This window comes from Delftia sp., from assembly GCF_059499305.1.
Genome location: NZ_JCABYI010000004.1, coordinates 437,130 through 460,516, shown reverse-complemented (window position 1 = coordinate 460,516; position 23,387 = coordinate 437,130). Strand labels below are relative to the sequence as shown.

26 protein-coding genes are annotated in these 23,387 nt (G+C 67.0%); 14 read left to right on the top strand and 12 right to left on the bottom strand.

Going from position 1 to position 23,387, the window contains the following annotated elements; all coding sequences use genetic code 11:
- Positions 1-118 precede the first annotated feature (118 nt).
- The gene (locus AC5I49_RS03910; RefSeq protein ID WP_016445977.1) at positions 119-754 is read left to right on the top strand and encodes a LysE family translocator; all 636 of its coding nucleotides are present in this window, start codon (positions 119-121) and stop codon (positions 752-754) included.
- Positions 755-781: 27 nt separating this feature from the next.
- On the opposite strand, the gene mnmH is transcribed toward AC5I49_RS03910, so the two are convergent.
- The 3 genes from mnmH to AC5I49_RS03895 form a co-directional block, all read right to left on the bottom strand.
- Entirely contained in the window at positions 782-1,846 is a 1,065-nt protein-coding gene (gene mnmH, locus AC5I49_RS03905; protein ID WP_047219031.1) for a tRNA 2-selenouridine(34) synthase MnmH, read from the bottom strand.
- 226 nt (positions 1,847-2,072) lie between these two features.
- On the bottom strand, positions 2,073-3,191 hold the full coding sequence (locus AC5I49_RS03900) for a serine hydrolase domain-containing protein (RefSeq protein WP_495788860.1): 1,119 nt from the start codon (positions 3,189-3,191) through the stop codon (positions 2,073-2,075).
- Between the two features lie 47 nt (positions 3,192-3,238).
- A complete protein-coding gene (locus tag AC5I49_RS03895) occupies positions 3,239-3,946 on the bottom strand; it encodes a retropepsin-like aspartic protease family protein (protein WP_495788859.1) in 708 nt (235 codons plus the stop codon).
- A 17-nt stretch (positions 3,947-3,963) separates the two neighbouring features.
- Between AC5I49_RS03895 and AC5I49_RS03890 the strand changes: the two genes are divergently transcribed.
- Positions 3,964-4,731 carry a DsbA family protein gene (locus AC5I49_RS03890; RefSeq protein WP_016445973.1) on the top strand — a complete coding sequence of 256 codons (768 nt, stop codon included), beginning with the start codon at positions 3,964-3,966 and terminating at the stop codon, positions 4,729-4,731.
- A 66-nt stretch (positions 4,732-4,797) separates the two neighbouring features.
- On the opposite strand, the gene icd is transcribed toward AC5I49_RS03890, so the two are convergent.
- Complete coding sequence (gene icd, locus AC5I49_RS03885; RefSeq protein WP_495788858.1) at positions 4,798-6,060, bottom strand: NADP-dependent isocitrate dehydrogenase; 1,263 nt, start codon at positions 6,058-6,060, stop codon at positions 4,798-4,800.
- 209 nt (positions 6,061-6,269) lie between these two features.
- Between icd and AC5I49_RS03880 the strand changes: the two genes are divergently transcribed.
- The 7 genes from AC5I49_RS03880 to AC5I49_RS03850 all read left to right on the top strand — a co-directional run bounded on the left by AC5I49_RS03880 (position 6,270) and on the right by AC5I49_RS03850 (position 12,693).
- Positions 6,270-6,491, top strand: coding sequence for a hypothetical protein (locus AC5I49_RS03880; protein ID WP_016445972.1), 222 nt, complete (start codon positions 6,270-6,272; stop codon positions 6,489-6,491).
- 215 nt (positions 6,492-6,706) lie between these two features.
- Positions 6,707-7,156, top strand: coding sequence for a DUF192 domain-containing protein (locus AC5I49_RS03875; RefSeq protein ID WP_126312310.1), 450 nt, complete (start codon positions 6,707-6,709; stop codon positions 7,154-7,156).
- A gap of 9 nt (positions 7,157-7,165) precedes the next feature.
- Positions 7,166-7,537, top strand: a complete 372-nt coding sequence (locus tag AC5I49_RS03870; RefSeq protein ID WP_013802509.1) for a DUF2946 family protein — start codon at positions 7,166-7,168, stop codon at positions 7,535-7,537.
- A 98-nt stretch (positions 7,538-7,635) separates the two neighbouring features.
- Positions 7,636-9,849: a TonB-dependent receptor gene (locus AC5I49_RS03865; RefSeq protein WP_495788928.1), complete on the top strand. Its 2,214-nt coding sequence runs from the start codon at positions 7,636-7,638 to the stop codon at positions 9,847-9,849.
- A gap of 14 nt (positions 9,850-9,863) precedes the next feature.
- Positions 9,864-11,396, top strand: coding sequence for a PepSY domain-containing protein (locus AC5I49_RS03860; RefSeq protein ID WP_495788857.1), 1,533 nt, complete (start codon positions 9,864-9,866; stop codon positions 11,394-11,396).
- A 23-nt stretch (positions 11,397-11,419) separates the two neighbouring features.
- Positions 11,420-11,911 carry a MarR family winged helix-turn-helix transcriptional regulator gene (locus AC5I49_RS03855; protein ID WP_012205483.1) on the top strand — a complete coding sequence of 164 codons (492 nt, stop codon included), beginning with the start codon at positions 11,420-11,422 and terminating at the stop codon, positions 11,909-11,911.
- Complete coding sequence (locus AC5I49_RS03850; protein WP_016445967.1) at positions 11,908-12,693, top strand: DNA alkylation repair protein; 786 nt, start codon at positions 11,908-11,910, stop codon at positions 12,691-12,693. Before AC5I49_RS03855 ends, AC5I49_RS03850 begins: the two co-directional genes overlap by 4 nt.
- Here AC5I49_RS03850 and fur read toward each other — a convergent pair.
- The 6 genes from fur to AC5I49_RS03820 form a co-directional block, all read right to left on the bottom strand.
- A complete protein-coding gene (gene fur / locus AC5I49_RS03845; protein WP_016445966.1) occupies positions 12,680-13,129 on the bottom strand; it encodes a ferric iron uptake transcriptional regulator in 450 nt (149 codons plus the stop codon). The two genes, AC5I49_RS03850 and fur, sit on opposite strands and share 14 nt — an antisense overlap.
- A gap of 17 nt (positions 13,130-13,146) precedes the next feature.
- A complete protein-coding gene (locus AC5I49_RS03840) occupies positions 13,147-13,707 on the bottom strand; it encodes a gamma carbonic anhydrase family protein (RefSeq protein WP_016445965.1) in 561 nt (186 codons plus the stop codon).
- Complete coding sequence (gene ykgO, locus AC5I49_RS03835; protein ID WP_013802515.1) at positions 13,704-13,853, bottom strand: type B 50S ribosomal protein L36; 150 nt, start codon at positions 13,851-13,853, stop codon at positions 13,704-13,706. The genes AC5I49_RS03840 and ykgO overlap by 4 nt, the downstream gene beginning before the upstream one ends.
- Before the next feature lie 44 nt (positions 13,854-13,897).
- The gene (gene folE2 / locus AC5I49_RS03830) at positions 13,898-14,788 is read right to left on the bottom strand and encodes a GTP cyclohydrolase FolE2 (RefSeq protein WP_016445964.1); all 891 of its coding nucleotides are present in this window, start codon (positions 14,786-14,788) and stop codon (positions 13,898-13,900) included.
- 45 nt (positions 14,789-14,833) lie between these two features.
- Positions 14,834-16,054 (bottom strand): zinc metallochaperone GTPase ZigA, encoded by a 1,221-nt coding sequence (gene zigA / locus AC5I49_RS03825; protein WP_495788856.1) that lies wholly within the window; start codon positions 16,052-16,054, stop codon positions 14,834-14,836.
- A gap of 66 nt (positions 16,055-16,120) precedes the next feature.
- A complete protein-coding gene (locus AC5I49_RS03820; RefSeq protein ID WP_017405058.1) occupies positions 16,121-16,564 on the bottom strand; it encodes a Fur family transcriptional regulator in 444 nt (147 codons plus the stop codon).
- A gap of 315 nt (positions 16,565-16,879) precedes the next feature.
- Here AC5I49_RS03820 and AC5I49_RS03815 point away from each other — a divergent pair, with 315 nt between their 5' ends.
- Positions 16,880-17,089, top strand: a complete 210-nt coding sequence (locus AC5I49_RS03815) for a hypothetical protein (RefSeq protein WP_016445961.1) — start codon at positions 16,880-16,882, stop codon at positions 17,087-17,089.
- A gap of 111 nt (positions 17,090-17,200) precedes the next feature.
- Positions 17,201-17,548: an RNA-binding regulator gene (gene rbp / locus AC5I49_RS03810; protein WP_016445960.1), complete on the top strand. Its 348-nt coding sequence runs from the start codon at positions 17,201-17,203 to the stop codon at positions 17,546-17,548.
- Positions 17,549-17,703: 155 nt separating this feature from the next.
- Here rbp and AC5I49_RS03805 read toward each other — a convergent pair whose 3' ends face one another.
- Positions 17,704-19,938, bottom strand: coding sequence for an NADP-dependent isocitrate dehydrogenase (locus AC5I49_RS03805; protein ID WP_016454629.1), 2,235 nt, complete (start codon positions 19,936-19,938; stop codon positions 17,704-17,706).
- Between the two features lie 110 nt (positions 19,939-20,048).
- Between AC5I49_RS03805 and AC5I49_RS03800 the strand changes: the two genes are divergently transcribed.
- Both AC5I49_RS03800 and AC5I49_RS03795 read left to right on the top strand, forming a co-directional pair.
- Positions 20,049-20,561: a hypothetical protein gene (locus tag AC5I49_RS03800; protein ID WP_209803575.1), complete on the top strand. Its 513-nt coding sequence runs from the start codon at positions 20,049-20,051 to the stop codon at positions 20,559-20,561.
- Positions 20,562-20,582: 21 nt separating this feature from the next.
- Entirely contained in the window at positions 20,583-21,992 is a 1,410-nt protein-coding gene (locus AC5I49_RS03795) for a GntP family permease (protein ID WP_209803573.1), read from the top strand.
- Between the two features lie 129 nt (positions 21,993-22,121).
- Here the strand turns inward: AC5I49_RS03795 and AC5I49_RS03790 are convergent, their stop codons facing one another.
- Positions 22,122-22,301, bottom strand: coding sequence for a hypothetical protein (locus tag AC5I49_RS03790; protein ID WP_495788855.1), 180 nt, complete (start codon positions 22,299-22,301; stop codon positions 22,122-22,124).
- Between AC5I49_RS03790 and AC5I49_RS03785 the strand changes: the two genes are divergently transcribed.
- Positions 22,300-23,337, top strand: coding sequence for an aliphatic amidase (locus AC5I49_RS03785; protein WP_043791758.1), 1,038 nt, complete (start codon positions 22,300-22,302; stop codon positions 23,335-23,337). The genes AC5I49_RS03790 and AC5I49_RS03785 overlap by 2 nt on opposite strands.
- The last annotated feature ends 50 nt before the right edge of the window (positions 23,338-23,387 follow it).

Sequence of the window (23,387 nt, the reverse complement as noted above, 5' to 3'; positions counted from 1 at the left end):
GCCAGTTGGCAAATTGTTCTGGCAAAGTGTACTGCTACTGTACCGAACACTGCCATTAGCATGGCCTGACGGCGCCGCGGCCTGCGGCATGCGCAGACAGGGCGCCGGATTCCCTGTCATGCCTGTTGCCACCATGCCCTTCGATACCGCCCACACCTCGTTCCTGCTGCCACTGGCCATGTTCTCCTTCGTCAGCTCCGTCACGCCCGGCCCCAACAATGTGATGTTGACGGCCTCGGGCGCCACCTTCGGCTACCGCCGCACGGTGCCCCACATGCTGGGCATCACCGTGGGCGTGGTGGTCATGGTGCTGCTGGTGGGCGCGGGCCTGGGCGCGGTGTTCGAGCGCCTGCCGGTGATCTACACCGCGCTCAAGTACCTGGGCGCGGCCTATCTGGTCTGGCTGGCCTGGAAGATCGCGGGCAGCGGCGGCATCGACGGCGGCAACGCGGGTGCCCGGCCCTTCGGGTTCTGGCAGGCGGCGGCCTTCCAGTGGGTCAACCCCAAGGCCTGGATCATGGCCATCGGCGTGATTGCCACCTACACGCCGCGCGAGGATTTCTTCATCAACCTGGTGCTGGCCGCCCTGGTGCTGGGCATCGTGAACTATCCCAGCGTCAGCGTCTGGACGCTGTTCGGCAGCGCCGTGGGGCGCGCGCTGCGCTCGCCGCAGGCACTGCGCCGCTTCAACTGGTGCATGGCGGCCCTGCTGCTGCTGTCGCTGTATCCGGTGCTGGCCGACTCACACGGCTGATTCAAACGCCTGATTCACGCGGCTGCTTCATGCGGCCGATGCCCCATCCAGCGCCAGTATCTGGCGCGCCAGCGCGGTGATGCCGGCCTCGCTGAGGTCGTCGGCCTGCACCCTGCGGCGCGTGCGCCACTGCGTGAAATGCCGCTCCTGCGAGCGCTCGTAGTGCGGGTCGTAGTGCTGGGCCATGAGCTCGGAGAAAAGCGGCGAGAGGCTGCGCTCATGCGCCCAGGCCTGCCAGCGCGAGATGGTCTCCTTGCCCTGCAGCTCCTTGAGCCAGCCCAGCTTGTCGGCCAGCATCTGCGGATCGTCGCCCAGGTAGGCGTAGTCGCGCAGCAGGTAGGCCAGGCGTGCCTCGGGCGTGGCATCGAGCGCAATCACGGGCGACTGGCGCATGTGCTCGACCAGCACCAGCGGCAGGGACACGCGGCCGATCTTGGCGCTCTCGCCTTCCACGTACACGGTGCGCGACGGATCGAAACTCTCCAGCTGCTGGGCCAGCAGCGTCTCGAAGTATTTCTGGCTGGGCTGCTCCACGCCGGGCAGGTTGCCCAGCAAGGAGCCCTTGTGGCTGGCATAGCCCTCCAGGTCCAGCACCTGCTCGCCGGCCTCGGCCAGGGCATGCAGCACGCGGGTCTTGGCGCTGCCGGTGGCGCCGCACAGCACCTGCAGGCGCAGCTGGGGCACCAGGCGGTCGATCAGCTCGATCACATGGCCGCGATAGGACTTGTAGCCGTTGGCCAGTTGCTGGGCATCCCAGCCGACCAGGCGCAGCCAGGTGACCATGGAACCACTGCGCAGGCCACCGCGCCAGCAGTAGACCAGCGGCTTCCAGTTGGCCGGTTTGTCGGCGAAGGTTTCCTGCAGATGGCGCGCCAGGTTGGCCGAGACCATGGCCGCGCCCAGGCGCTTGGCCTCGAAGGGGCTGACCTGCTTGTAGATGGTGCCGATCCGCGCGCGCTCCTCGTTGTCGAGCACGGGGCAGTTGATGGCGCCGGGAATGTGGTCCTGCGCGAATTCGGCAGGCGAACGGGCGTCGATCAGGGTGTCGAACTGGTGGCGGTCGGCGATGCGGATGGGCTGGCGGTGGGACACGGGCAAACGGTGATCTGGCGATCATGCGGGAGGCAGAAACAACCGGCGCCATGGCCTCTGGGGCTCATGGGCCGGCACCGGAACCAGGAAAGTGGATCGAGCCTCGACACGCACCGGCCCGCCCCGCTTCGCGCCCTGCTTGCGCGAGCCGGGCATGCGGCCGACCTTGGAAGCGGGGATTCTCGCACGCCCGCCGTGCCCGCGCACGGCTGTCAGGGCAAGGCAGTCACCGCAAGGCAGCGGCGACCAGGCCCTGCACGGCCGCCACGCGCTGCAACTGCTGGGGGCTGTCGTAGTTGCCCATGAAGACGGCATACACCAGCGAATGCTGGGGCACGACCACCAGCCGCTGCCCGCCCAGGCCGATGGCCATGTAGTACGCCAGGCCGGCGCGGGTCTGCCCCACGTACCAGTGGTGGCCGTAGCGCAGGCCGGGCCAGGCGTCCACGCGCGGCTGCATGGATCGCACAATCCAATGCCGGGGCACCAGCGCCCGTCCCTGCCATTCACCCTGCTGCAGCACCAGCTGGCCGATGCGGGCCAGGTCGCGCGCCCGCAGGCGCAGGCCGGAGGCGGCGGCCGCCTCGCCGTTGGTGCCAGGCGTCCACTCGGCCTTGTCGATGCCCAGCGGAGCAAACAGCTTGTGCCGCGCATAGTCCAGCAGCGGCATGCCGCTGCCCTGCGCGATCAGATGGCCCAGCAGTGCCGTCGCCCCGCCGCTGTAGCACCAGCGTTCGCCGGGCGAGGCGACGATAGGCTGCTCCAGCACGTAGCGGTAGCGGTCGCTGCTGCGCTCCATGGCGATTTCGCTGTTGCGCGGGTCGGAATACGGAAGGTCCTCGTCCCATTGCAGGCCCATGGTCATGCCCAGGGCATGGGAGATGAGGATGGCGCGCCGGCGCCCATCTGCCGCCAGATCGCCGTAGGCGGGAAAAGCCTGGACAAGGGGCGTGTCCAGCGCGGGCACCTTGCCCTCGGCCAAGGCTATGCCGTACAGCAGGCCGACGATGCTCTTGCTGACCGAGCGCACATCGTGCAGGGAGTCGGCGTTGAAGGCCACCTTGCCCAGCGGCTCGCCCCAGCGTTCGTCCTCACCCTCGAAATAGCGCTCCAGCGCCAGCCGGCCGTGGCGCATCACGACGACGGCGTGCAGGTTCGCCAGTTCTCCGCTCTGCACGCCCTGGTCCAGGCGTTCGCTCAGGTCCTCGGCCAGGCCGGTGCCGGTGCCGGTGGAAAAGGCACCGCCCTGCCCCACGCTGGCGCAGGCCGTGCAGCCCAGCGTCGCCAGGGCTGCGCCCGTCTGCAGCCACCTGCGCCTGTCGGTGCGAAAGCCGTTGTTTGTCATGTCCCTCTCCCTTGCTTAGCTAGTTAGTTACTTAGTTGCTTACGTACTTACTGCCTGGGCGAAGACCCGCTGCCGCGCGGATGGATCAGCATGCGGTCGCCGCGTATTTCCACATCGAACTGGCGCAGGAAGTTCTGGCCCAGCAGCGCATCCCTGTCCGTGCTGCCCGTATAGCCCGTACCCACGCGCAGGCCGCTGACCACCAGGGAGGCCACGCGCACCTGATCGGCCACCACCATGCGGCCGTCGCGCTCGCCATTGGCGGTGCGAAAGCGAACCGGCTCGCCGCCGTCCAGGCCTGCGCGCTCGGCCAGCGGCTCGGTCACGCCGACCATGCTGGCGCCCGTGTCCACCAGGAACAGCACGGGCTGCCCGTTGACGGCCCCTTCCACGCGGAAATGCCCGTCACGGTCACGCGCAATGGCCACCGTGCCATCAGCCTGGACCTTGACGCCGGCCGGCTTCAGGTACATCTGCATGGCCCAGTACAGCACGCCCATGACCAGCAGCCAGAACAGCAGAAAACCCAGCATGCCGCGCCGGGCGACGGACTGGACACTGGGCTCGGCGGCCGGTGCAGAGGAAGCGGACGGGTCGGACGGATCGGACGGAGGCGGCGTGGACTTGAGGCGCATGGCAATGCAGACGGGATCGACGATGGCAGCACGGTGGCTGCACGGCGGCAGTCGCCCATTCTGCCTGCGGCCCTGCCCCGTCACGGGCAAGCCAATAGCCGCTACAGTGGGCGCATTCATCACAGCCCGCTCCTGCCATGACCACGACCGCGCAGCCGCCCTTTGTCCTTCACTACATCTTCGACCCGCTGTGCGGCTGGTGCTATGCCGCCGCGCCCCTGGTCAAGGCCGCGCGCAGCGTGCCCGGCGTCACGCTGCAATGGCATGGCGGCGGCATGCTCACGGGCGCCCACACCCGCACCATCACGGCCGACTGGCGCGGCCATGTGATGCCGCACGACCAGCGCATTGCCGAGATGACGGGCCAGCCGTTCGGCCCTGCCTACTTCGACGGCCTGCTCAACGACCTGGGCGCCGTGCTGGACTCCGAGCCGCCCACCACGGCCCTGCTGGCCGCGGAGGAACTGGCGGGCCGGGGCCTGGACATGCTGGCGCGCCAGCAGCAGGCCCACTACGTGGAAGGCCGCCGCATCAGCGACCCCGCCGTGCTGCAGGAACTGGCCCGTGACCTGGGACTGGACGGCGAGGCCTTTGCCCAGGCCTTCCAGCGCTTGTCCGGCGCTGCCACCCAGGCGCATATCACCCAGGCGCGCGAATGGCTGAACCTGGCACAGGGCCAGGGTTTCCCGACCTTCGCGCTGGAGTTCGACCACCCCGAGGCCGAGCAGCCGGGCCAGCGCGCCATCCAGCGCATCGACATCGGTCCCTGGCTGGGAGATGCACAGGGCTGGGCAACGCAGCTGGGCGAGTGGGTGCAGCAGGTGGCGGCCATCACCGCCGGCGAGCAGACCGCGCCCCAAGGCGAGGACTGCGGGCCCGATGGCTGTGCGCTGCCCAAGAGCTGACCCGTCAACGCCCGTCAAAGAAAAACCGCGCCCTGGCGCGGTTTTTTCGTGGAGCGCGGGCGCCCGTCAATCCATCTTGGAGATCATCACCTCGCCAAAGCCGGAGCACGACACCTGGGTGGCGCCGTCCATCAGGCGGGCGAAGTCGTAGGTCACCTGCTTGCTCTGGATGGCCTTTTCCAGCGCGCTGATGACCAGGTCGGCCGCCTCGCGCCAGCCCATGTGGCGCAGCATCATCTCGGCCGAGAGGATTTCGGAGCCCGGGTTCACATAGTCCTTGCCCGCGTACTTGGGGGCCGTGCCGTGCGTGGCCTCGAAGCAGGCCACGGAGTCGGACATGTTGGCGCCGGGCGCAATGCCGATGCCGCCAACCTGGGCCGCCAGCGCGTCCGAGATGTAGTCGCCGTTGAGGTTGAGCGTGGCCACCACCGAGTACTCGGCCGGGCGCAGCAGGATCTGCTGCAGGAAGGCGTCGGCAATCGAGTCCTTGATGACGATGTCGCGGCCCGTGCGCGGGTTCTTGAACTTGAGCCAGGGTCCGCCGTCGATGGGCTGGGCGCCGAACTCGCGCGCGGCCAGCGCGTAGCCCCAGTCGCGGAAGCCCCCTTCGGTGAACTTCATGATGTTGCCCTTGTGGACCAGGGTCACGCTGGGCTTGTCATTGTCGATGGCGTACTGGATGGCCTTGCGCACCAGGCGCTCCGTGCCCTCGATGGACACGGGCTTGACGCCGATGCCCGAGGTCTCGGGGAAGCGGATCTTCTTGACGCCCATTTCCTTGACCAGGAAGTCGATGAGCTTCTTGGCGTTGTCGCTGCGGGCCTCGTACTCGATGCCCGCGTAGATGTCCTCGGAGTTCTCGCGGAAGATGACCATGTTGGTCTTCTCGGGCTCCTTCACCGGCGAGGGCACGCCCTTGAAATACTGCACGGGGCGCAGGCAGACGTAGAGGTCCAGCTCCTGGCGCAGCGCCACGTTCAGCGAGCGGATGCCGCCGCCCACGGGCGTGGTCAGCGGGCCCTTGATGGAGACCACGTACTCGCGAAGGGCCTGCATGGTTTCCTCGGGCAGCCAGACATCGGGGCCGTAGATGCGCGTGGATTTCTCGCCCGCGAAGACCTCCATCCACTGGATCTTGCGCTTGCCGCCATAGGCCCTGGCCACGGCGGCATCCACCACCTTGATCATCACGGGCGTGATGTCCACGCCGGTGCCGTCGCCTTCGATGAAAGGAATGATGGGCTGGTCTGGCACGTTCAACGACATGTCGGCGTTGACAGTGATCTTCTGGCCCTCGGCCGGCACCTGGATGTGCTGGAAGCGGTTCATGGGGACGGGTCTCCGTTGGCTGGTGCACGAGGCAAGAGTGAATGCCCGGAATGGGCACAAATTTGGTGCAGAAAATTCTAACGACAATCGGGCCGCCTTCCTGTCAACGGCGATACAGTCAGTGCGTTGAGCATCTGCGGTGCATCAACAATTTCGCACCGCTGTCTGGTTCAACTTGGCTTCTACCGCTTTTCTAGGAAATGGCATATATGAAAAAACTCCTCGCTGTCCTGGTCGCCGGTTCGTTTGCCGCAGGCGCCTTTGCACAGGCCGCCGCAGCACCCGAAACGCCGATGTCGGCTCCCACGGCCGCTTCCGCAGCTGCTCCCGCTCACACAGCCAAGAAGGCCAAGGTCGCCAAGAGCGGCAAGCATTCCGGCAAGAAGCACGCCAAGCGTTCCACCAAGAAGGCACACAAGGCCGTGGCCTGATCCAGGCGCCGGGATGCCCGCTGGCATCCCCTCAAAAAAAGCCCGCAAGTCAGCAATGCACTGCGGGCTTTTTGCCGCCCGCCCGGCCATGATGGCCCGGCCAGGCCGATTTTTGCGTCCGGCCACGCGCCCCCTGCGACAGAATGTGCAAGATGACGAAGCCTTCGACACCCCTCCACACATCCCTTTCCCGCCGCGCGCTGCAGCGGTTGCTCATGGCCGCCTGCCTGGCCGGCGCCGCCGTATCGGCAGGCGCACAGCCCCAGGGCAGCCCCCAGATGAACCTGCGCCGCGTGGAGTTGACGGCCGGAATCCACCGCATCGACGCACAGGTGGCCGCCTCGGACCGCGAGCGCGCCATCGGCCTGATGTTCCGCCAGGAAATGCCCCAGCAGGAGGGCATGATCTTCGTCTTCGAGGTGCCCGCCGTGCAGTGCTTCTGGATGCGCAACACCCTGCTGCCGCTGACCGCCGCCTTCGTGGCCGATGACGGCACCATCGTGAACCTGGCAGACATGAAGCCCATGACCGAGGACTCGCACTGCTCGGCCAAGCCCGTGCGCTATGTGCTGGAGATGAACCAGGGCTGGTTCGCCAAGCGCGGCCTGAAGGCCGGCGTCAAGCTGGGCGGCAGCCTGTTCACGCCCGCGCCCGCCAAGCCATAATCACGGCCCATGCAAGCGCTTCGCTCCTCGTTCTGGCTCACCCGGCTGATATTGGCCTGGTTTGCCGTGACGCTGGGCGTTGCCGTGGCTTCGCCCCTGGTCCATCCCCAGGGTTTCGAGCTGGTCTGCACGGCCAGCGGCGACGTCAAGCTGGTGGCGCTGGGCGACAGCGCAGCCCCGGGCATGGGCCACCACCAGCTTGACTGCCCCATGTGCCTGCCCGCTGGCGCACCGCCGCCGGCCCTGCCGCAGATGGCCGTGCCCCACCAGCAGCCGCTGGCCCACGCGCTGCTGCCGCTGGTGGCGGCGCACATTGCCTCCGTCACACGCGCGCCGCTGCCGGCGCGCGGCCCTCCTCCGCTGACTGCCGTGTTCTCTTGAATCGCCGCCGGGCCTGCTGATGCGCGCCCGGCCCGCCTGCGCCGCATGCGCGGCGCAAGACCCGGAGTCAGTTCGTGAATTCCCTCCCCTTCCCCGCGATGGCAGCGCCGCTGCGCCTGCCTGAAACCCTTTTTCGCCCCCATCCCCTGGCCGTAGCGCTGTGCTGCGCGCTGGGCACGGCCTGGACGCCTGGCGTGCAAGCGCAAGCGCAGGCACAGGCCGATATCCCGCTGGCTCCCGTCGAGGTCTCTGACCAGGCCACGGCCGACGCCAACGGCCTGCTGCCGCTGAACAAGACCGTGGGCACGGCCAGCCGCCTGGGCCTGACGGCGCGCGAGACACCGGCCTCGGTGCACATCGTGGACCGCGCCGCCATCGAGGCGCGTGGCGCCCAGGACACGCAGGAGATCCTGCGCTCCATTCCGGGTGTCACGGCCTACAGCCCGCCCGGCAACATCGGCATCAGCTACCGGGGCTTCGGCACGGGGTCGGTCAGCCAGCTGTTCAACGGCATCAACCTGCAGTACTCCATTGCGGCACGGCCCGTGGACAGCTGGATCTACGACCGGGTGGAGGCCATTGGCGGCGCCTCCGGCTTTCTCTACGGCGCAGGCGGCGTGGGCGGCACGCTGAACTACATCACCAAGCTGGCCCAGCGCGACAGCTTCACCGAAGGCCAGCTGCGCCTGGGCAGCTACGGGCTGAAAGAAGCCTCCGTCGGGCTGAACCGCCGCCTGGGCGATGCCGGCGAAGGCCAGGGCACGACCCATTACCTGCGCCTGGACCTCAACCACCGCGATGCCGGCAGCTGGGTGGGCGGCACGCAGTCGCGCTCCACGCAGCTGGCGGCCTCGCTGCTGTCCGACCTGGGTGGCGGCCTCACGCACACCCTGGCCTACGAAGCCCAGCATGAGCGGGTGGACCGCCCGTACTGGGGCACGCCGCTGCTCAACCCGCTGCGCGGCCAGGCGCGCATTGACGAGCCGACCCTCGGCAAGAACTACAACAGCGCCGACGGCCTGTACGCCCAGCGCGTGCAGTGGCTGCGCTCCATCACCGAATGGCGGGCCAGCGACCGGCTCAAGCTGAGCAACACCTTCTACGCCTATGACGCGCTGCGCGACTACCGCAACGTGGAGACCTACCGCTTCACGCCCGACAACAGCGCGGTGGTGCGCTCGGCCGCGCTGCTGCAGCGCCATGACCAGCGCATGGTGGGCGACCGCATCGAAGGCAGCTACCTGGGCGAGCTGGCCGGCCGGCGCAGCGAATGGGCCTTTGGCCTGGATGTGAGCGTGAACCGGCAGACGCGCTTTCCGAACAGCCTGTCGGGCACGGTGAGCACGGTCAATCCCTACGATTTCACGACAGAGAACTTCTACGACATTCCCGGCATGGCGCCCGGCTTCAGGCCTGACCGCGACAACAAGGTCACCACCACCGCGCTCTACCTGGAAAACCGCACGGCCCTCACTCCTGCCCTGCACTTGCTGACGGCGCTGCGCCATGAACGCATCGATGTGGACCTGACCAACCGGCGCGATGTAACGCCCGCGCTGCCCGCCAGCTACAGCCGCAGCTATAGCCCGACGACCGGGCGCGTGGGCCTGGTCTGGGATGCAACGCCCGAGGCCAATCTCTACGCCCAGTTCTCCACGGCGGCCGATCCGCCGTCGGGCATGCTGATGGGCGCCTCGTTTGCCGACGCCATCAACAACACCGGGCTGACCACGGGCCGCCAGGTGGAGGCGGGCAGCAAGCTGTCGTTCTGGCAGGGCAAGGGAACGGCGGCACTGGCGGTCTATCGCATCACGCGCCGCAACATCTCCACCCAGGACCCGCAGGACAGCACGCGCACGGTGCTGGTGGGCCAGCAGTCCTCGCGCGGGGTGGAGCTGTCCATGGGCCTGGCGCCCACGCCGCGATGGTCCATCCAGGGCAACTGGAGCCATGTGGACGCGCGCTATGACAACTACCAGCAAGGCGGCGTGTCCCTGGCGGGCAAGCGACCCACGAACACGCCCGCCAGCGTGCTCAACCTCTGGACCAGCTACCGCATCACGCCGGCGCTGGAGGTCAATGCCGGGCTGCGCCGCGTGGGAGGCATCTATGCCGATGCGGCCAACACGCTGTCCTGGCCCGCCTACACCCTGCTGGACCTGGGCCTGAGCTACCGCATCGACCCGCGCATGACCGTGGTTGCACGGCTGCGCAATGCCACGGACCGCGTCTACGCCGCCAGCCTGACCAGCACCATGGCCTACCTGGGCGCGCCGCGCACGGCAGACATTTCGCTGCGCGTGGCCTTCTGAGCAGGAGACGCACCATGCGCCTTCACCTCAAACGCTGGCTGTTCCTGCTGCACCGCTGGCTGGGCATTGCCCTGTGCCTGTTCTTTGCGCTGTGGTTTGTCTCGGGCATGGTGATGATGTACGTGGGCTACCCCAAGCTCACGCAGGCCGAGCGGCTGCGCCACCTGCCGGCGCTCGATGGCAACGCCGCCCTGCTCGCGCCCGCCGAGGCGCTGCGCGCGGCCGGCATCGACGGCCCGCTCAAGGACCTGCGCCTGCATGCCGGCAGCGCCGGCCGTGCCAGCTACCTGGTCACGCCCGAGGGGCGGCGCCAGCCCGTGACCATCGATGCGGCCAGCGGCCAGGTGCTGCCCGCCACCAGCCAGGCGCAGGCCCTGGCCAGTGCCCGCACCTTCGCGGGGGACGGCACGGGCCTGCACTACCTGGGCACGGTGGATGAGGATGCCTTCAGCCACTCGCGCGCGCTGGACATCCACCGCCCCCTGCACCGCGTGCAGCTTGACGATGCAGATGGCACGCTGCTGTACATCTCCGGCACGACGGCCGAGGTGGTGCGCGATGCCACGCGCACCGAGCGCGGCTGGAACTACCTGGGCGCCTGGCTGCACTGGCTGTACATGTTCAGGGGCAATGCCTTTGATGGCGCCTGGGCCGACATCGTCAACGTGCTGTCGCTGGTCGGCATTGCCGTGGCCATCACCGGCACCGTGGTCGGGGTGATGCGCTGGCGGTTCAGGCAGCCCTACCGCAGCGGCCTGCGCACGCCCTACCCGGGCCGCGCCATGCGCTGGCACCATGTGGCGGGCCTGCTGTTCGCGCTGACCACGCTGGCCTGGATCTTCAGCGGCCTGATGTCCATGAACCCCTGGCGCCTGTTCGACACGGGCACGCCGCCACTGCACATGGCCCGGTGGCAGCAGGGCCCGCTGCGCCTGACCGGGGACGACGCCACGCCGCAGTCGCTGATCGCCGCGGCGGGCGGTCCCGTGCGCGAACTGCGCTGGCTGCGCACCGCAGGCCGCACCGAGGTGCTGGCCCAGCCCGCAGCCGGCACGCCCCTGGTGCTGGACAGCGCCAGCGCAGCGCCCGCAGCCCACTCACGCGAGGCCCTGCTGGACCGCGCGGCCGTGCTGGTCGACGCACCCGTGCTGCGCAGCGAATGGCTGACCGCGCACGACCTGTACTGGTACGAGCGCGCCGAGCACACCATGATGGGCGGCCATGACAAGCCCCTGCCCGTGCTGCGCGTGGTCTTTGGCGATGCCGCGGCCAGCTGGGTGCACATCGACCCGCACACGGGACAGGTGCTGGGCCGGCTGGACGGCATCCAGCGCCTCAAGCGCTGGCTGTTCGCCATGCTGCACAGCTGGGACTGGCTGCCGCTGCTGCAGCGCCGGCCGCTGTGGGATGCGCTGCTGCTGGCCTTCAGCCTGGGCGGCCTGCTGATGAGCGCCACGGGCGTGGTCATCGGCCTGCGCCGGCTGCGCAAAAAGCGCAGCCACGGAGCCCGGATGCCGGCAACGGCCAAGGCGGGCGCACATGGTTAGCCGCCATACTGTATGCTTGCCACATGCAACTCGAACAGAAATACCAGGCCCTGCTGGCCGAGGCCGAGCGCCGCAAGCTGGACGACGTGGACAGCATGCGGCTGTGCTTCCAGACCCTGTCCCTGGCTGCGCGCATCGACCGTGACTGCGCCGCGCTGCTGGCGCCGCACGGCCTGTCCGAAGGGCGCTTCGTGCTGCTGTTCCTGCTGGAATCCGCCAGCGAAGGGCTGGCCCCCAACCACCTGGCCGAGCAGGCCGGCATCACCCGCGCCACCGTGACCGGCCTGCTGGACGGCCTGGAACGCGAGGCCCTGGCCGAGCGCCTGCCCGACCCGGCCGACCGCCGCGCGCTGCGCGTGCAGCTCACCGCCAAGGGGCGCCAGCTGGCGCGCAAGCTGTTTGCCCGGCACAGCCAATGGATCGCCGGCCTGTTTTCCAACCTGTCGCCCGCCGAACGCGGCCAGTTGGGAAAGCTGCTGGCCAAGGCCGCCGCAGGCGTGGAGGCCAGCGCATGAAGGCGCCCGCCCCCCGGCGCAAGGGCGCCAACCGCAAGGTCGATATCACTCCCGAACTGCTGCAGGCCCTGTCCCTGGGCGAGATCGAGACCGCCACGCTGACCGAAAGCCTGGCCGTGGACCAGGCCCGGCTGCTGCAGGCCGTCTTTCCCGACGCGTGGCCGCAACTGGAGGACACGGCGCAGGCGCTGGGCCAGCTGGGCATTCTCAAGCGCATGGAGTGCATTGGCGGCCTGCTGTGGCAGGCGCTGGGCCAGGCCGGCTGGCAGCGCTGCCTCACGCACCGCTCTGACACGGTGCGCGGCTGGGCCTGCTTCATGGCCGGTGCGCAGCCGGGCCTGACCCTGAGCCAGCGCCTGGAGCTGCTGCAGCCGCTGGCCGATGACCCGCATTTCGGCGTGCGCGAATGGTCGTGGATGGGCGTGCGCCCGCATCTGGCCAGCGACCTGCCGCAGGCCGTGGCCGAGTTGTCCCGGTGGACAAGGCGGCCCTCCGACCGCCTGCGCCGTTTCGCCAGCGAGGCCCTGCGGCCGCGCGGCGTCTGGTGCAGCCATATCGCGGCGCTCAAGCAGCAGCCGGAGATCGCCCTGCCCCTTTTGCAGCGGCTGCGCGCCGATGCCTCGCCCTATGTGCAGGACTCGGTGGCCAACTGGCTCAACGACGCGGCCAAGAGCCGGCCTGACTGGGTGCGCGCCCTGTGTGCGCAATGGCTCCAGGAATCGCCCGTGCCCGCCACGCGCCGCATCTGCGAGCGTGCGCAGCGCAGCCTCAAGGAGCGGTAGGTGCCTGCCGGCCCGCCAGCCGCTCGCAGTCGGGCTTGACGCAGCGCCCGTAGAGGATGTGCGAGTGCTCCACGATGGCAAAGCCATGCGAGCGCGCCAGCAGCTTCTGGCGCTGCTCGATCACCGCATCGTGGAACTCCTGCACCAGGCCGCAGCGCGTGCAGATCAGGTGGTCATGGTGCTCGCCGTCATCGAGTTCATAGACCGCCTTGCCCGCCGCAAAGCGCTGGTGCCGCAGCAGCCCGGCCTGCTCCAGCTGCGCCAGCACGCGGTAGACCGTGGCCAGGCTGGTGCCCCGGCCCTGGTCATGCAGCTGGCGATAGACCTCCTCCGCCGCCAGATGCCGGTCGGCCCCGTGGCGAAAGATGTCCAGCACCCACAGTCGCGCCAGCGTGGCCTTCAGCCCCAGGTTCTTGAGGTCAGCGGAATCGGACATGCAGCCCTCCCGGCCGGTCAGAACTCATTGTGGATGGCCTTGTAGCCGCGCACCAGTTCGTTGTTGGTGCGGACCACGTCCTCGGAGAAATCGCTGGCGTCGGCGGGCACCTGGGCCAGCGTGGACAGGTCGGTCTCCGGGCCTATGCGCGCGGTGGACGGCACATAAAAGCCTGGCGGCAGGTGGCATCCATCGACCACGGCGTTGTAGCGCACCACGCAGCCGTCATCGACCACGCAGTTGAACAGCACGCTGTTGAAGCCGATGAACACGCCATTGCCCACGGTGCAGGGCCCGTGGACGATGGCGCGATGGGCGATCGAGGTGTGCTGCCCCACGCTGACGCGCGCGCCCGACTTGGAGTGGATCACCACCCCGTCCTGGATGTTGGAGTGGGCGCCGATCACGATGGGATCGATGTGGCCGTCCGCATCCATCTCGTCGGCACGGATCACCGCATAGGGGCCGATGAAGACGTTCTCCTCCACGATCACCAGTCCGCACAGGATGGCTGTGGGGTCCACGAAGGCGCTGGCATGGATGCGCGGCAGGTCGCCGCGCGGGTTCTTGCGGATCATCCCTTGCGCCTGTTCTTTGCGCCGCCCTGGCGGGCCTTGAAGCGCGGGTTGCTCTTGCAGATGACGTAGATGCGGCCGCGGCGGCGCACCACCTGGCAGTCTCGATGGCGCAGCTTGGCTTCCTTGAGGGACGAGAGCACTTGCATGGAAAACTCCTTGGGTTGTAGACAAACGGGGGCCGGCTCGCGGGTCATGCCCAGGACACGGCGTCGTGCGGATGCAGGCTCTCCATGTGGCGCACATGCACGCGCGGCTGGGCGTAGCTGCCTTCCAGCGCGGCCTGTATGCGGCGCGCCGCATCCTCGACAAACATCAGGTTGCGGCCGTTGAGCGCGGCAAAGGCCTGCTCGTCGGCGCGCTTGACGGCGGTCTGCACGGGCGTGCCCAGCGCCTGCTCCACGCGGGCGATCAGGGGCAGGATGCCCAGGTCGGGCGCATCACAGGCCAGGTCCACGCTGACCTGGGCCTCGCTGCGCTGGCTGTGTGCCGTGGCCAGCGTGCCGTGCCGGCGCAGCCAGGAAGCCACCTGGTCCGGCTCCACCAGCGGCTCGCCCGCAAAGGCCTGCAAAAAGCCCTGCTCCAGCAACTGGCGCGACAGTGCCGCCGAGCAGGGGCAGGTCGAGGAATAGCCCACGCCCACCTGCAGCCGCAGCTGGAACACGCCCTGCGCCAGCGTGGCGTCCAGGCGCACGGGATAGGACTTCCAGCCCGACAGATCGTGGGTGACCAGGGCGGGCCGCTGGGTCAGCAGGTCCAGCGACAGGCGCAGCCGGGCGCTGCGGCTTTGGCAGTCCAGGTGGCTGTCGATCATGGCCTGCAGCGCATGGCGCAGCGCCAGGGCAGACAGCGCGGATTCCTCGGCCAGGCTGTCCAGTTGGCGGTACAGCCGGGACATGTGTATGCCCTTGACATGGGCCGCAGGAAGATCGACCTGCACATCGGCACGCGCATGCAGCTCGCGCCAGTAGCCGGGCTCGGCCACGGTCACGGGCAGGTCTATGCCCTGCATGCCCACCCATTGCAGCGGGCTGAGGCTGGGCGCGGGATCGGTCAGGGAAACATCGGGAAGAGGTGCAAGCATTCGGGGCTCCAGGGGCCACGCCCGCGAGGGCGGCGCGGTATTCGTTCAATTCCAGTCGGGAAACGGGTTGTCCCACTGCGTCCAGGCCTGGGGGCCCATGGCCATTTCCGCATCGGTCAGCAGGCATTCGTCCAGGAGTGCGCGCAGCGCCTGCTCGTCCATGCCCATGCCGATCAGCACCAGTTCCTGGCGCGCGTCGCCCACGCCATCGACCCATTTGTCCAGGATGCGCTGCACGCTTTCGGGGTCGCGCGGCCAGCGCTCGGCCTCCACGGCGGCCCACCAGTGCCCGGCCGGGCCATGGCGGGCCACGGCGCCGGCCTGCGACCAGGAGCCGGCCAGCGCCGGATGGCTGGCCAGCCAGAAAAACCCCTTGGAGCGCACCACGCCCGGCCATTCGCTTTGCACCAGGCCGAAGAAGCGCCGGGGATGAAAGGGGCGGCGGGCGCGGTAGACAAAGCTGGCAACGCCATAGGCCTCGGTCTCGGGCTGGTGCGTGCCACGCAACTGCTGCAGCCAGCCCGGCGCCCTGGAGGCCTCCTCGAAATCGAACAGCCCCGTATCGAGCACGCGATCCAGCGGCAGCTGGCCGAAGGAGGCGATCTCCAGCCTGGCACGCGGGTTGAGCCCGCGCAGGATGGCCATGAGCCGGCTGCAGTCCTCATCGGTGACCAGGTCGATCTTGTTGAGCACGATCACATCGCAGAACTCCACCTGCTCGATCAGCAGATCGACCACCGTGCGGCGGTCCTCCTCGCCCAGCGATTCGCCGCGCGAGCGCAGGCTGTCACGCGAGCCATAGTCGTGCAGAAAGTTGAAGGCATCGACCACGGTCACCATGGTGTCCAGCCGCGCCACATCGCCCAAGCTGCGTCCGTCCTCGCCCGCGAAGGTGAAGGTCTCGGCCACCGGCAGCGGCTCGGAGATGCCCGTGGACTCGATGACCAGCTGGTCGAAGCGGCCCTCACCCGCCAGCCGTGCCACCTCCACCAGCAGGTCCTCGCGCAGCGTGCAGCAGATGCAGCCGTTGCTCATCTCCACCAGTTTTTCGTCGGTGCGCGACAGGTCGGCCCCGCCATCACGCACCAGGGCAGCGTCGATGTTGACCTCGGACATGTCGTTGACGATGACGGCCACGCGCCGACCTTCGCGGTTGTGCAGGATGTGGTTGAGCAAGGTGGTCTTGCCCGCGCCCAGAAAGCCCGACAGTACGGTCACCGGCAATCGGGCATGCGGCGGCTGAACCGGCGCTACGGTATGCATCATGGAATCTCTCAAGCAGGGAAAGGGAGCACGCTGCTGGCACTGCAGCCGCGTGCGGCAGGCAGGGCCTCAGGCGTGCAGCGCAGTGCAGGCAGAGCACTTGCCATGCAGCTCGATGTTCGAATGGGCCAGCGCGAACGCATGGCCGTGCGCCCAGCTGCCCAGGCAGCGGTTGAGCGCGTCGTCGACAAACTCGTCCACCTGCCCGCAGCTGTCGCAGATCGCAAAGGCCGAGAAGTCATGGCTGCCCTCATCCGGGTGCGAGCAGCACACATAGGCGTTCAACGACTCCAGGCGGTGGACCACGCCCTGCTCGGCCAGCTTGTCCAGCGCGCGGTAGACCTGCGTGGGGGCGCTCAGCCCGTGGTCACGCAGCTGGTCGAGCAGTGCATAGGCCGTGCGCGGTGCACCGGCCTGGCGCAGGGCGTCGAGCACCCGTTGCTGGTTGGCGGTCAAAGGGGTGGGCATGGTGATTTCCTGTTCCAGAAAACGGTTGGCGATGTTGCGCCACATCAGAATTGTGACGTTATAACATAACAAAACAACAGCTGTCAGGCAGGTTTTTACAATTAAAAAGAATATTAAGTTGCGTTTAAATATTCAACAGGATATAGTCAGCACCGTTGTCGAGACCCGTACCCAGTACCTGAGTCGGCAACCACATCTCCCGCGCAACGGCTTGCCAGCCGCTTCCTGCAGGATGTGTTTCGCGACCTTTGTCGCCCAGTTGGTCTGTAGAGCTGCAGCCAACCGAGTTCCTAGATGCTCACGCAGGCCTTTTCAAGGCTGCGAACCTGACTGAACCACATTTCAAACACCGGCATTCCCATGGGCAAGTACGTCGTCTCGCCCTCGACACACCCGACCGACTGCGGCCGCTTCCGTGCCTCCTTCTCGGTCCATCGCTCCCAGGGCAACGGCAGCTACTGCCGCGTATTCCGTTTCGACAAGGCATTCGCCTCCAGCGAAGCGGCACGGCTGTTTGCCGTCACCCAAGGCTGGCTTCAGACCTGCATGCAGCACCCGCCTGCGTGCTGATGGCCCGCTTGCTGCGAACCCCTATCCATTTCCTGCGGCGGATTGCACAGTCCTCCGCCTGCATTCCAACGGTGCGCCCGTTTGCGCACATCTAAGCAAAGAGGTTTTCCTATGACCACCAAAATCTACGTGGGCAATCTGCCCTACTCCGTGACCGACTCCAGCCTGGAAAGCAACTTCGCCGAATTCGGCAGCGTGGCTTCCGCCAAGGTCATGATGGACCGCGAAACCGGCCGCTCCAAGGGCTTCGGCTTTGTGGAGATGGCTTCTGCCGAAGTCGCCCAGGCCGCCATCACCGGCCTGCACGGCATGTCCGTGGACGGACGCTCGATTGTCGTGAACCTGGCGCGTCCTCGCGAAGAAGGCCGCAGCTCGGGTGGCTACAGCCCGCAAGGCTATGCAGGCAAGCGTGCCGACGTCGGCTATGGCAATGGCGGACACGGCGGCGGTCGCTACTGATAGCGTCCAATTCCAAGAAAGCCGGCTCTCTGGGCCGGTTTTTTTTCGCCTGCGGTTTTCTGCCGATGTCGGCATGAAAAAACCGGCCGCCCTTGCGGGCCGGCCGGTCATGCTTCAAGCCTGCCGGGGTCTGGCCCCGGCAAAGGCGAAGTGGCTTACCGCAGCGCGTCGATGGCGGCGTTGAAGGTGGCGCTGGGGCGCATCACGGCGTCCATCTTGGCCACGTCGGGCTGGTAGTAGCCGCCAATGTCCACGGCCTTGCCCTGCACGGCGCGCAGCTCTTCGATGATCTTGGACTCGTTGTCCGCCAGCTGCTTGGCCAGGGGAGCGAACTTGGCGGCCAGCTCGGCGTTCTCGGTCTGGGCAGCCAGGGCCTGCGCCCAGTACAGGGCGATGTAGAACTGGCTGCCGCGGTTGTCCAGCTCGCCGGTGCGGCGCGAAGGCGACTTGTCCTCGTCCAGCAGCCTGCCGGTGGCTTCGTCCAGGGTCTTGGCCAGCAGCTTGGCGCTGTCGTTGCCGTTCTTGATGCCCAGGTCTTCCAGCGACACGGCCAGTGCCAGGAACTCGCCCAGCGAATCCCAGCGCAGGTGGTTTTCTTCCACCAGCTGCTGCACGTGCTTGGGAGCGGAGCCGCCGGCACCGGTTTCGTACATGCCGCCACCGGCCATCAGCGGCACGATGGACAGCATCTTGGCGGAGGTGCCCAATTCCATGATGGGGAACAGGTCGGTCAGGTAGTCGCGCAGGATGTTGCCGGTCACCGAGATGGTGTCCAGGCCGCGGGCCACGCGCTCCAGCGTGTAGCGCATGGCGCGGACCTGCGACAGGATGTGGATTTCCAGGCCCGTGGTGTCGTAGTCCTTGAGGTAGGTGTTGACCTTCTTGATCAGCTCGGCCTCGTGCGGACGGTAGGGGTCCAGCCAGAACACGGCAGGCATGCCGGAGTTGCGGGCACGCGTGACGGCCAGCTTGACCCAGTCGCGGATGGGCGCATCCTTGACCTGGCACATGCGCCAGATGTCGCCCTGCTCCACGTTCTGGCTCATCAGCACTTCACCGGTGGCCAGGTCGACGATGTTGGCAACGCCGTCTTCCTCGATCTCGAAGGTCTTGTCGTGCGAGCCGTACTCTTCGGCCTTTTGCGCCATCAGGCCCACGTTGGGCACGGTGCCCATGGTCTTGGGGTCGAAGTTGCCGTGCCACTTGCAGAAGTTGATCATCTCCTGGTAGATGCGGGCAAAGGTGGACTCGGGCATCACGGCCTTGCAGTCGTAGGGCTTGCCGTCGGCGCCCCACATCTTGCCGCCCTGGCGGATCATGGCGGGCATGGAGGCATCGACGATCACGTCGTTGGGCGAGTGGAAGTTGGTGATGCCCTTGGCGGAGTCCACCATGGCCAGCGCGGGACGGTGTTCCTGGCAGGCGTGCAGGTCACGGATGATCTCTTCGCGCAGCGAGGCGGGCAGCGTCTCGATCTTCTCGTACAGCGTGGACATGCCGTTGTTGACGTTGACGCCCAGCTCGTCGAACAGCTTGCCGTGCTTCTCGAAGGCTTCCTTGTAGTAGATCTTCACGCAGTGGCCGAACACGATGGGGTGCGAGACCTTCATCATCGTGGCCTTGACGTGCAGCGAGAACAGGATGCCGGCGTCGCGGCAGTCGTCCAGTTCCTTTTCGTAGAAGTCGCACAGCGCCTTCTTGCTCATGAACATGGAGTCGATGATCTCGCCGGCCTGCAGCGCGACCTTGGGCTTGAGCACCACGGTCTTGCCGCTCTTGGTGGTCAGCTCCATCTTGACGTCGCGGGCCTTGTCCAGGGTCATGGACTTTTCGCCGTGGTAAAAGTCGCCGTGCTCCATGTGCGAGACATGGGTTTGCGACCACTGCTTCCACTCGCCCATGGAGTGCGGGTGCTTCTTGGCGTAGTTCTTGACGGCGGCGGGAGCGCGGCGGTCGGAGTTGCCTTCACGCAGCACGGGGTTCACGGCCGAGCCCAGGCACTTGCCGTAGCGCGCCTTGATGTCCTTTTCCTGGTCGTTGGACGGGTTCTCGGGGTAGTCGGGCAGTGCGTAGCCCTTGCCCTGCAGCTCCTTGATGGCAGCCGTCAGCTGGGCCACGGAGGCGCTGATGTTGGGCAGCTTGATGATGTTGACATCGGGCTCCAGCGTCTTCTTGCCGAGCTCGGACAGGGTGTGGGCCACGCGCTGGTCTTCGGCCAGGAATTCGGAGAACTCACCCAGGATGCGGTGGGCCACGGAGATGTCGGCGGTCTCGACATTCACGCCGGCGGGTGCTGCAAAGGCGCGCACCACAGGCAGGAAGGCACTGGTGGCCAGGCGCGGGGCCTCATCGGTCAGGGTGTAGATGATGGTGGGTTGCTGCGTGCTCATCTCTTGTCTCAGGTAGTGAAAAAGGTAGGGGTCGCGCCGCAGGCCGTCGAACCGGGCATCCGCTAGGGGAAACGGGCCGGTGCAGCCTGACGCTGTAGGACCGTCACGCAATGCCCCGTCGCGCCAGCATGCTGCCCCGGCGTTTTCTGCAATGCGATCCCACAATACAAAATTCTAAGCGGAACCTGCCGGATTTTTTAAGTCTTGTAGAAGACTTAGGGTTTTACAGCGGCATTCAGGCCCTGTTTTCACAGGGAAACGGCTTGGAGCCCCTGCGTTTTCTGCCATGCAAAAAATGCTGTGGCGTGACGGACACGCAAGCATGGCAGAGCACCGGGCCACACCCAGAGCCGATACATCCACGACGATTCATCGTGCGCGAAGCGGCGGGCAAACACCCCCGGCGAAAACCCCGTGATCAGGCGCTGATCAAGCGCTGTTCACGGCAAACACAGGCCGGGTCGGAAACGCCCCCGGCCAGCACCGGCGGCTGGGTCAGCAATCGCACGCCAATGCCCGGAAACACGGGTAAACGTGGCGACATATTGCGCCAAGTCATCTACAAAGCACGCCAATTACGCCAAATTGTCATCCATCCGCCTTTATTCTGTCTTTTTGACTAGAACTACTGGACTGGAGACGATTTGAGTACCCTGGCAATCGTGATTTCACTGGCGGGACTGATGTTCCTGGCCTACCGAGGCATCTCCGTGCTGCTGCTGGCCCCCCTGATGGCCGCCGTGGCCGTGCTGCTGTCCGGCGACCTGGGCCATATGCTGCCGCTGTACACCAGCACCTTCATGGGCGCACTGGGCAACTACATGCTGCAGTTCTTCCCCGTGTTCCTGCTGGGCGCGCTGTTCGGCCAGTTGATGGCCGACTCGGGCGCGGCCACCGCGATATCGCACTGGATCATGCGCGTGCTGGGCGAGAAGCACGCCATCCTCACGGTGGTGCTGGCCTGCGCCGTGCTCACCTATGGCGGCGTGTCGCTGTTCGTGGTGGCCTTTGCCATCTATCCGATTGCCAAGTCGCTGTTCCGCGCGGCCCATGTGCCCAAGCGGCTGATACCGCCCACCATCGCGCTGGGCTCGTTCACCTTCACCATGACGGCGCTGCCGGGCACGCCGTCCATCCAGAACGCCATTCCCATTCCCTACTACGGCACAAACGTGTTCGCGGCGCCGGGCCTGGGCATCATCGGCGGCATGACCATGCTGGCCCTGGGCCTGTGGTGGCTGCAGTCGCGCGCGGCCAAGGCGCGCGTGGCCGGCGAAGGCTACGGCGACCATGACGATGCCGTCGAGCAGGGCCTGCATGACGAAAGCGGCCCCGCCCTGCACAACCGCCGGGACCTGCCGCTGCTGCTGGCCCTGCTGCCGCTGGTGCTGGTGATCGCGGTCAACGCGCTGCTGACCTACGGCGTGTTCCCGCAAATGGATTTCGGCTTCCTCAAGGACCGTTTTCCTGCCGTGAACCCGGCCAAGCAGACGGGCCTGTGGGCGCTGATCCTGTCCCTGGCCGTGGCCTGCGCCGCACTGGTGCTGCTGGGCCTGGGCCGCTGGCGCAATCTCAAGGAGTCGGTGAACAAGGGCGTGCTGGGCTCCATGCTGCCCATCTTCAACACCGCCTCGGAAGTGGGCTACGGCGCCGTCATCGCGAGCCTGGCCGGCTTTGCCATCATCCGCGAGGCCGTGCTCAACGTGGCGCCCCACAACCCGCTGATCTCCGAGGCCGTGGCCATGAACGTGCTGGCAGGCATCACGGGGTCGTCGTCCGGCGGCCTGTCGATTGCACTGTCCACGCTGGGCAAGGACTACCTGGCCATGGCCGCCCAGCTGGGCATCAGCCCCGAGCTGCTGCACCGCGTGGCCGTGATGGCGGCCGGCTGCTTCGACACTCTGCCGCACAGCGGCGCCATCATCACGCTGCTGTCCATCTGCGGCCTCACGCACCGCCAGTCGTACGGCAACATCGCCATCATGACCATAGGCGCGCCCCTGCTGGCCCTGGTGCTGGTGATCACGCTCGGCACCATGTTCGGGTCCTTCTGAGGGACCAGGGCGCAGAGCGCGCGCGGGAAATACCACGGCATCGCGCCCGCCACAACCGGCATATGACGTATATGCGCGGGGCGGGTGCATGGCAACAATGCATGCACGGCGATAAGGCATCGCCCCGGTTCATTCCCGAATCATCGACAAGACGACATCCGCTGCCAAAGCTGCCAGCGCCGATGTCGGGCAACAAGGCCCGAACCGCTCCCTGACCTGGAGCGGTTCGGGCCTTTTTTTGTTGGCCGGGAATCGAAGGGGCAGCGATGCCGCACGCCGCCCCATCAACCCCTTCAGGAGCAGCAGCATGAGACACGGAGATATTTCCAGCAGCAACGATTGCGTCGGCGTGGCAGTGGTCAACTACAAGATGCCGCGCCTGCACACCAAGGCCGAGGTGCTGGACAACTGCCGCAAGATCGCGGACATGCTGGTAGGCATGAAGCGCGGCCTGCCGGGCATGGACCTGGTGATCTTTCCCGAGTACTCCACGCACGGCATCATGTACGACGCCAAGGAGATGTACGACACGGCCAGCGCCATCCCGGGCGAAGAGACCGAAATCTTTGCCGACGCCTGCCGCAGGGCCAATGTCTGGGGCGTGTTCTCGCTGACCGGCGAGCGCCATGAGGAGCACCCCAACAAGGCGCCGTACAACACCCTGATCCTCATGAACAACCAGGGCGAGATCGTGCAGAAGTACCGCAAGATCATGCCCTGGGTGCCCATCGAGGGCTGGTACCCGGGCGACTGCACCTATGTGAGCGAAGGCCCCAAGGGCCTGAAGATCAGCCTCATCATCTGCGACGACGGCAACTACCCCGAGATCTGGCGCGACTGCGCCATGCGCGGCGCCGAGCTCGTCGTGCGCTGCCAGGGCTACATGTACCCGGCCAAGGAGCAGCAGATCATGGTCTCCAAGGCCATGGCCTTCATGAACAACTGCTACGTGGCCGTGGCCAATGCGGCGGGCTTCGACGGCGTGTACTCGTACTTCGGGCACTCGGCCATCATCGGCTTCGACGGCCGCACCCTGGGCGAGACCGGCGAGGAGGAGATGGGCATCCAGTACGCCGAACTGTCCAAGCACCTGATCCGCGATGCGCGCAAGAACGGCCAGTCTCAGAACCATCTGTTCAAGCTCGTGCACCGCGGCTACACCGGCACCATCAACTCCGGCGACGGCGACAAGGGCGTGGCCGCCTGCCCCTACAACTTCTACAGCCAGTGGGTCAACGATCCCGAGGGCACGCGCGAGATGGTGGAGTCCTTCACGCGCACCACCGTAGGCACGCCCGAATGCCCCATCGAAGGCATTCCGCACGAGGCGCCCAGGCACCGCTGACAGCGTCCTGCCTCCGAGCCTGCAGGCCTGGGGGCAGGCCCGCCCATGAA

What these genes read in the sequence shown, in the direction of transcription:
- AC5I49_RS03910 (WP_016445977.1), top strand. Translation starts at nt 119, where the DNA reads ATGCCTGTTGCCACCATGCCCTTCGATACCGCCCACACCTCGTTCCTG.
- AC5I49_RS03900 (WP_495788860.1), bottom strand. Translation starts at nt 3,191, where the DNA reads ATGACAAACAACGGCTTTCGCACCGACAGGCGCAGGTGGCTGCAGACG.
- AC5I49_RS03895 (WP_495788859.1), bottom strand. Translation starts at nt 3,946, where the DNA reads ATGAATGCGCCCACTGTAGCGGCTATTGGCTTGCCCGTGACGGGGCAG.
- AC5I49_RS03890 (WP_016445973.1), top strand. Translation starts at nt 3,964, where the DNA reads ATGACCACGACCGCGCAGCCGCCCTTTGTCCTTCACTACATCTTCGAC.
- icd (WP_495788858.1), bottom strand. Translation starts at nt 6,060, where the DNA reads ATGAACCGCTTCCAGCACATCCAGGTGCCGGCCGAGGGCCAGAAGATC.
- AC5I49_RS03880 (WP_016445972.1), top strand. Translation starts at nt 6,270, where the DNA reads ATGAAAAAACTCCTCGCTGTCCTGGTCGCCGGTTCGTTTGCCGCAGGC.
- AC5I49_RS03875 (WP_126312310.1), top strand. Translation starts at nt 6,707, where the DNA reads ATGGCCGCCTGCCTGGCCGGCGCCGCCGTATCGGCAGGCGCACAGCCC.
- AC5I49_RS03870 (WP_013802509.1), top strand. Translation starts at nt 7,166, where the DNA reads ATGCAAGCGCTTCGCTCCTCGTTCTGGCTCACCCGGCTGATATTGGCC.
- AC5I49_RS03865 (WP_495788928.1), top strand. Translation starts at nt 7,636, where the DNA reads ATGGCAGCGCCGCTGCGCCTGCCTGAAACCCTTTTTCGCCCCCATCCC.
- AC5I49_RS03860 (WP_495788857.1), top strand. Translation starts at nt 9,864, where the DNA reads ATGCGCCTTCACCTCAAACGCTGGCTGTTCCTGCTGCACCGCTGGCTG.
- AC5I49_RS03855 (WP_012205483.1), top strand. Translation starts at nt 11,420, where the DNA reads ATGCAACTCGAACAGAAATACCAGGCCCTGCTGGCCGAGGCCGAGCGC.
- AC5I49_RS03850 (WP_016445967.1), top strand. Translation starts at nt 11,908, where the DNA reads ATGAAGGCGCCCGCCCCCCGGCGCAAGGGCGCCAACCGCAAGGTCGAT.
- fur (WP_016445966.1), bottom strand. Translation starts at nt 13,129, where the DNA reads ATGTCCGATTCCGCTGACCTCAAGAACCTGGGGCTGAAGGCCACGCTG.
- AC5I49_RS03840 (WP_016445965.1), bottom strand. Translation starts at nt 13,707, where the DNA reads ATGATCCGCAAGAACCCGCGCGGCGACCTGCCGCGCATCCATGCCAGC.
- ykgO (WP_013802515.1), bottom strand. Translation starts at nt 13,853, where the DNA reads ATGCAAGTGCTCTCGTCCCTCAAGGAAGCCAAGCTGCGCCATCGAGAC.
- folE2 (WP_016445964.1), bottom strand. Translation starts at nt 14,788, where the DNA reads ATGCTTGCACCTCTTCCCGATGTTTCCCTGACCGATCCCGCGCCCAGC.
- zigA (WP_495788856.1), bottom strand. Translation starts at nt 16,054, where the DNA reads ATGATGCATACCGTAGCGCCGGTTCAGCCGCCGCATGCCCGATTGCCG.
- AC5I49_RS03820 (WP_017405058.1), bottom strand. Translation starts at nt 16,564, where the DNA reads ATGTGGCGCAACATCGCCAACCGTTTTCTGGAACAGGAAATCACCATG.
- AC5I49_RS03815 (WP_016445961.1), top strand. Translation starts at nt 16,880, where the DNA reads ATGGGCAAGTACGTCGTCTCGCCCTCGACACACCCGACCGACTGCGGC.
- rbp (WP_016445960.1), top strand. Translation starts at nt 17,201, where the DNA reads ATGACCACCAAAATCTACGTGGGCAATCTGCCCTACTCCGTGACCGAC.
- AC5I49_RS03805 (WP_016454629.1), bottom strand. Translation starts at nt 19,938, where the DNA reads ATGAGCACGCAGCAACCCACCATCATCTACACCCTGACCGATGAGGCC.
- AC5I49_RS03800 (WP_209803575.1), top strand. Translation starts at nt 20,049, where the DNA reads ATGCCCCGTCGCGCCAGCATGCTGCCCCGGCGTTTTCTGCAATGCGAT.
- AC5I49_RS03785 (WP_043791758.1), top strand. Translation starts at nt 22,300, where the DNA reads ATGAGACACGGAGATATTTCCAGCAGCAACGATTGCGTCGGCGTGGCA.
- AC5I49_RS03790 (WP_495788855.1), bottom strand. Translation starts at nt 22,301, where the DNA reads ATGCTGCTGCTCCTGAAGGGGTTGATGGGGCGGCGTGCGGCATCGCTG.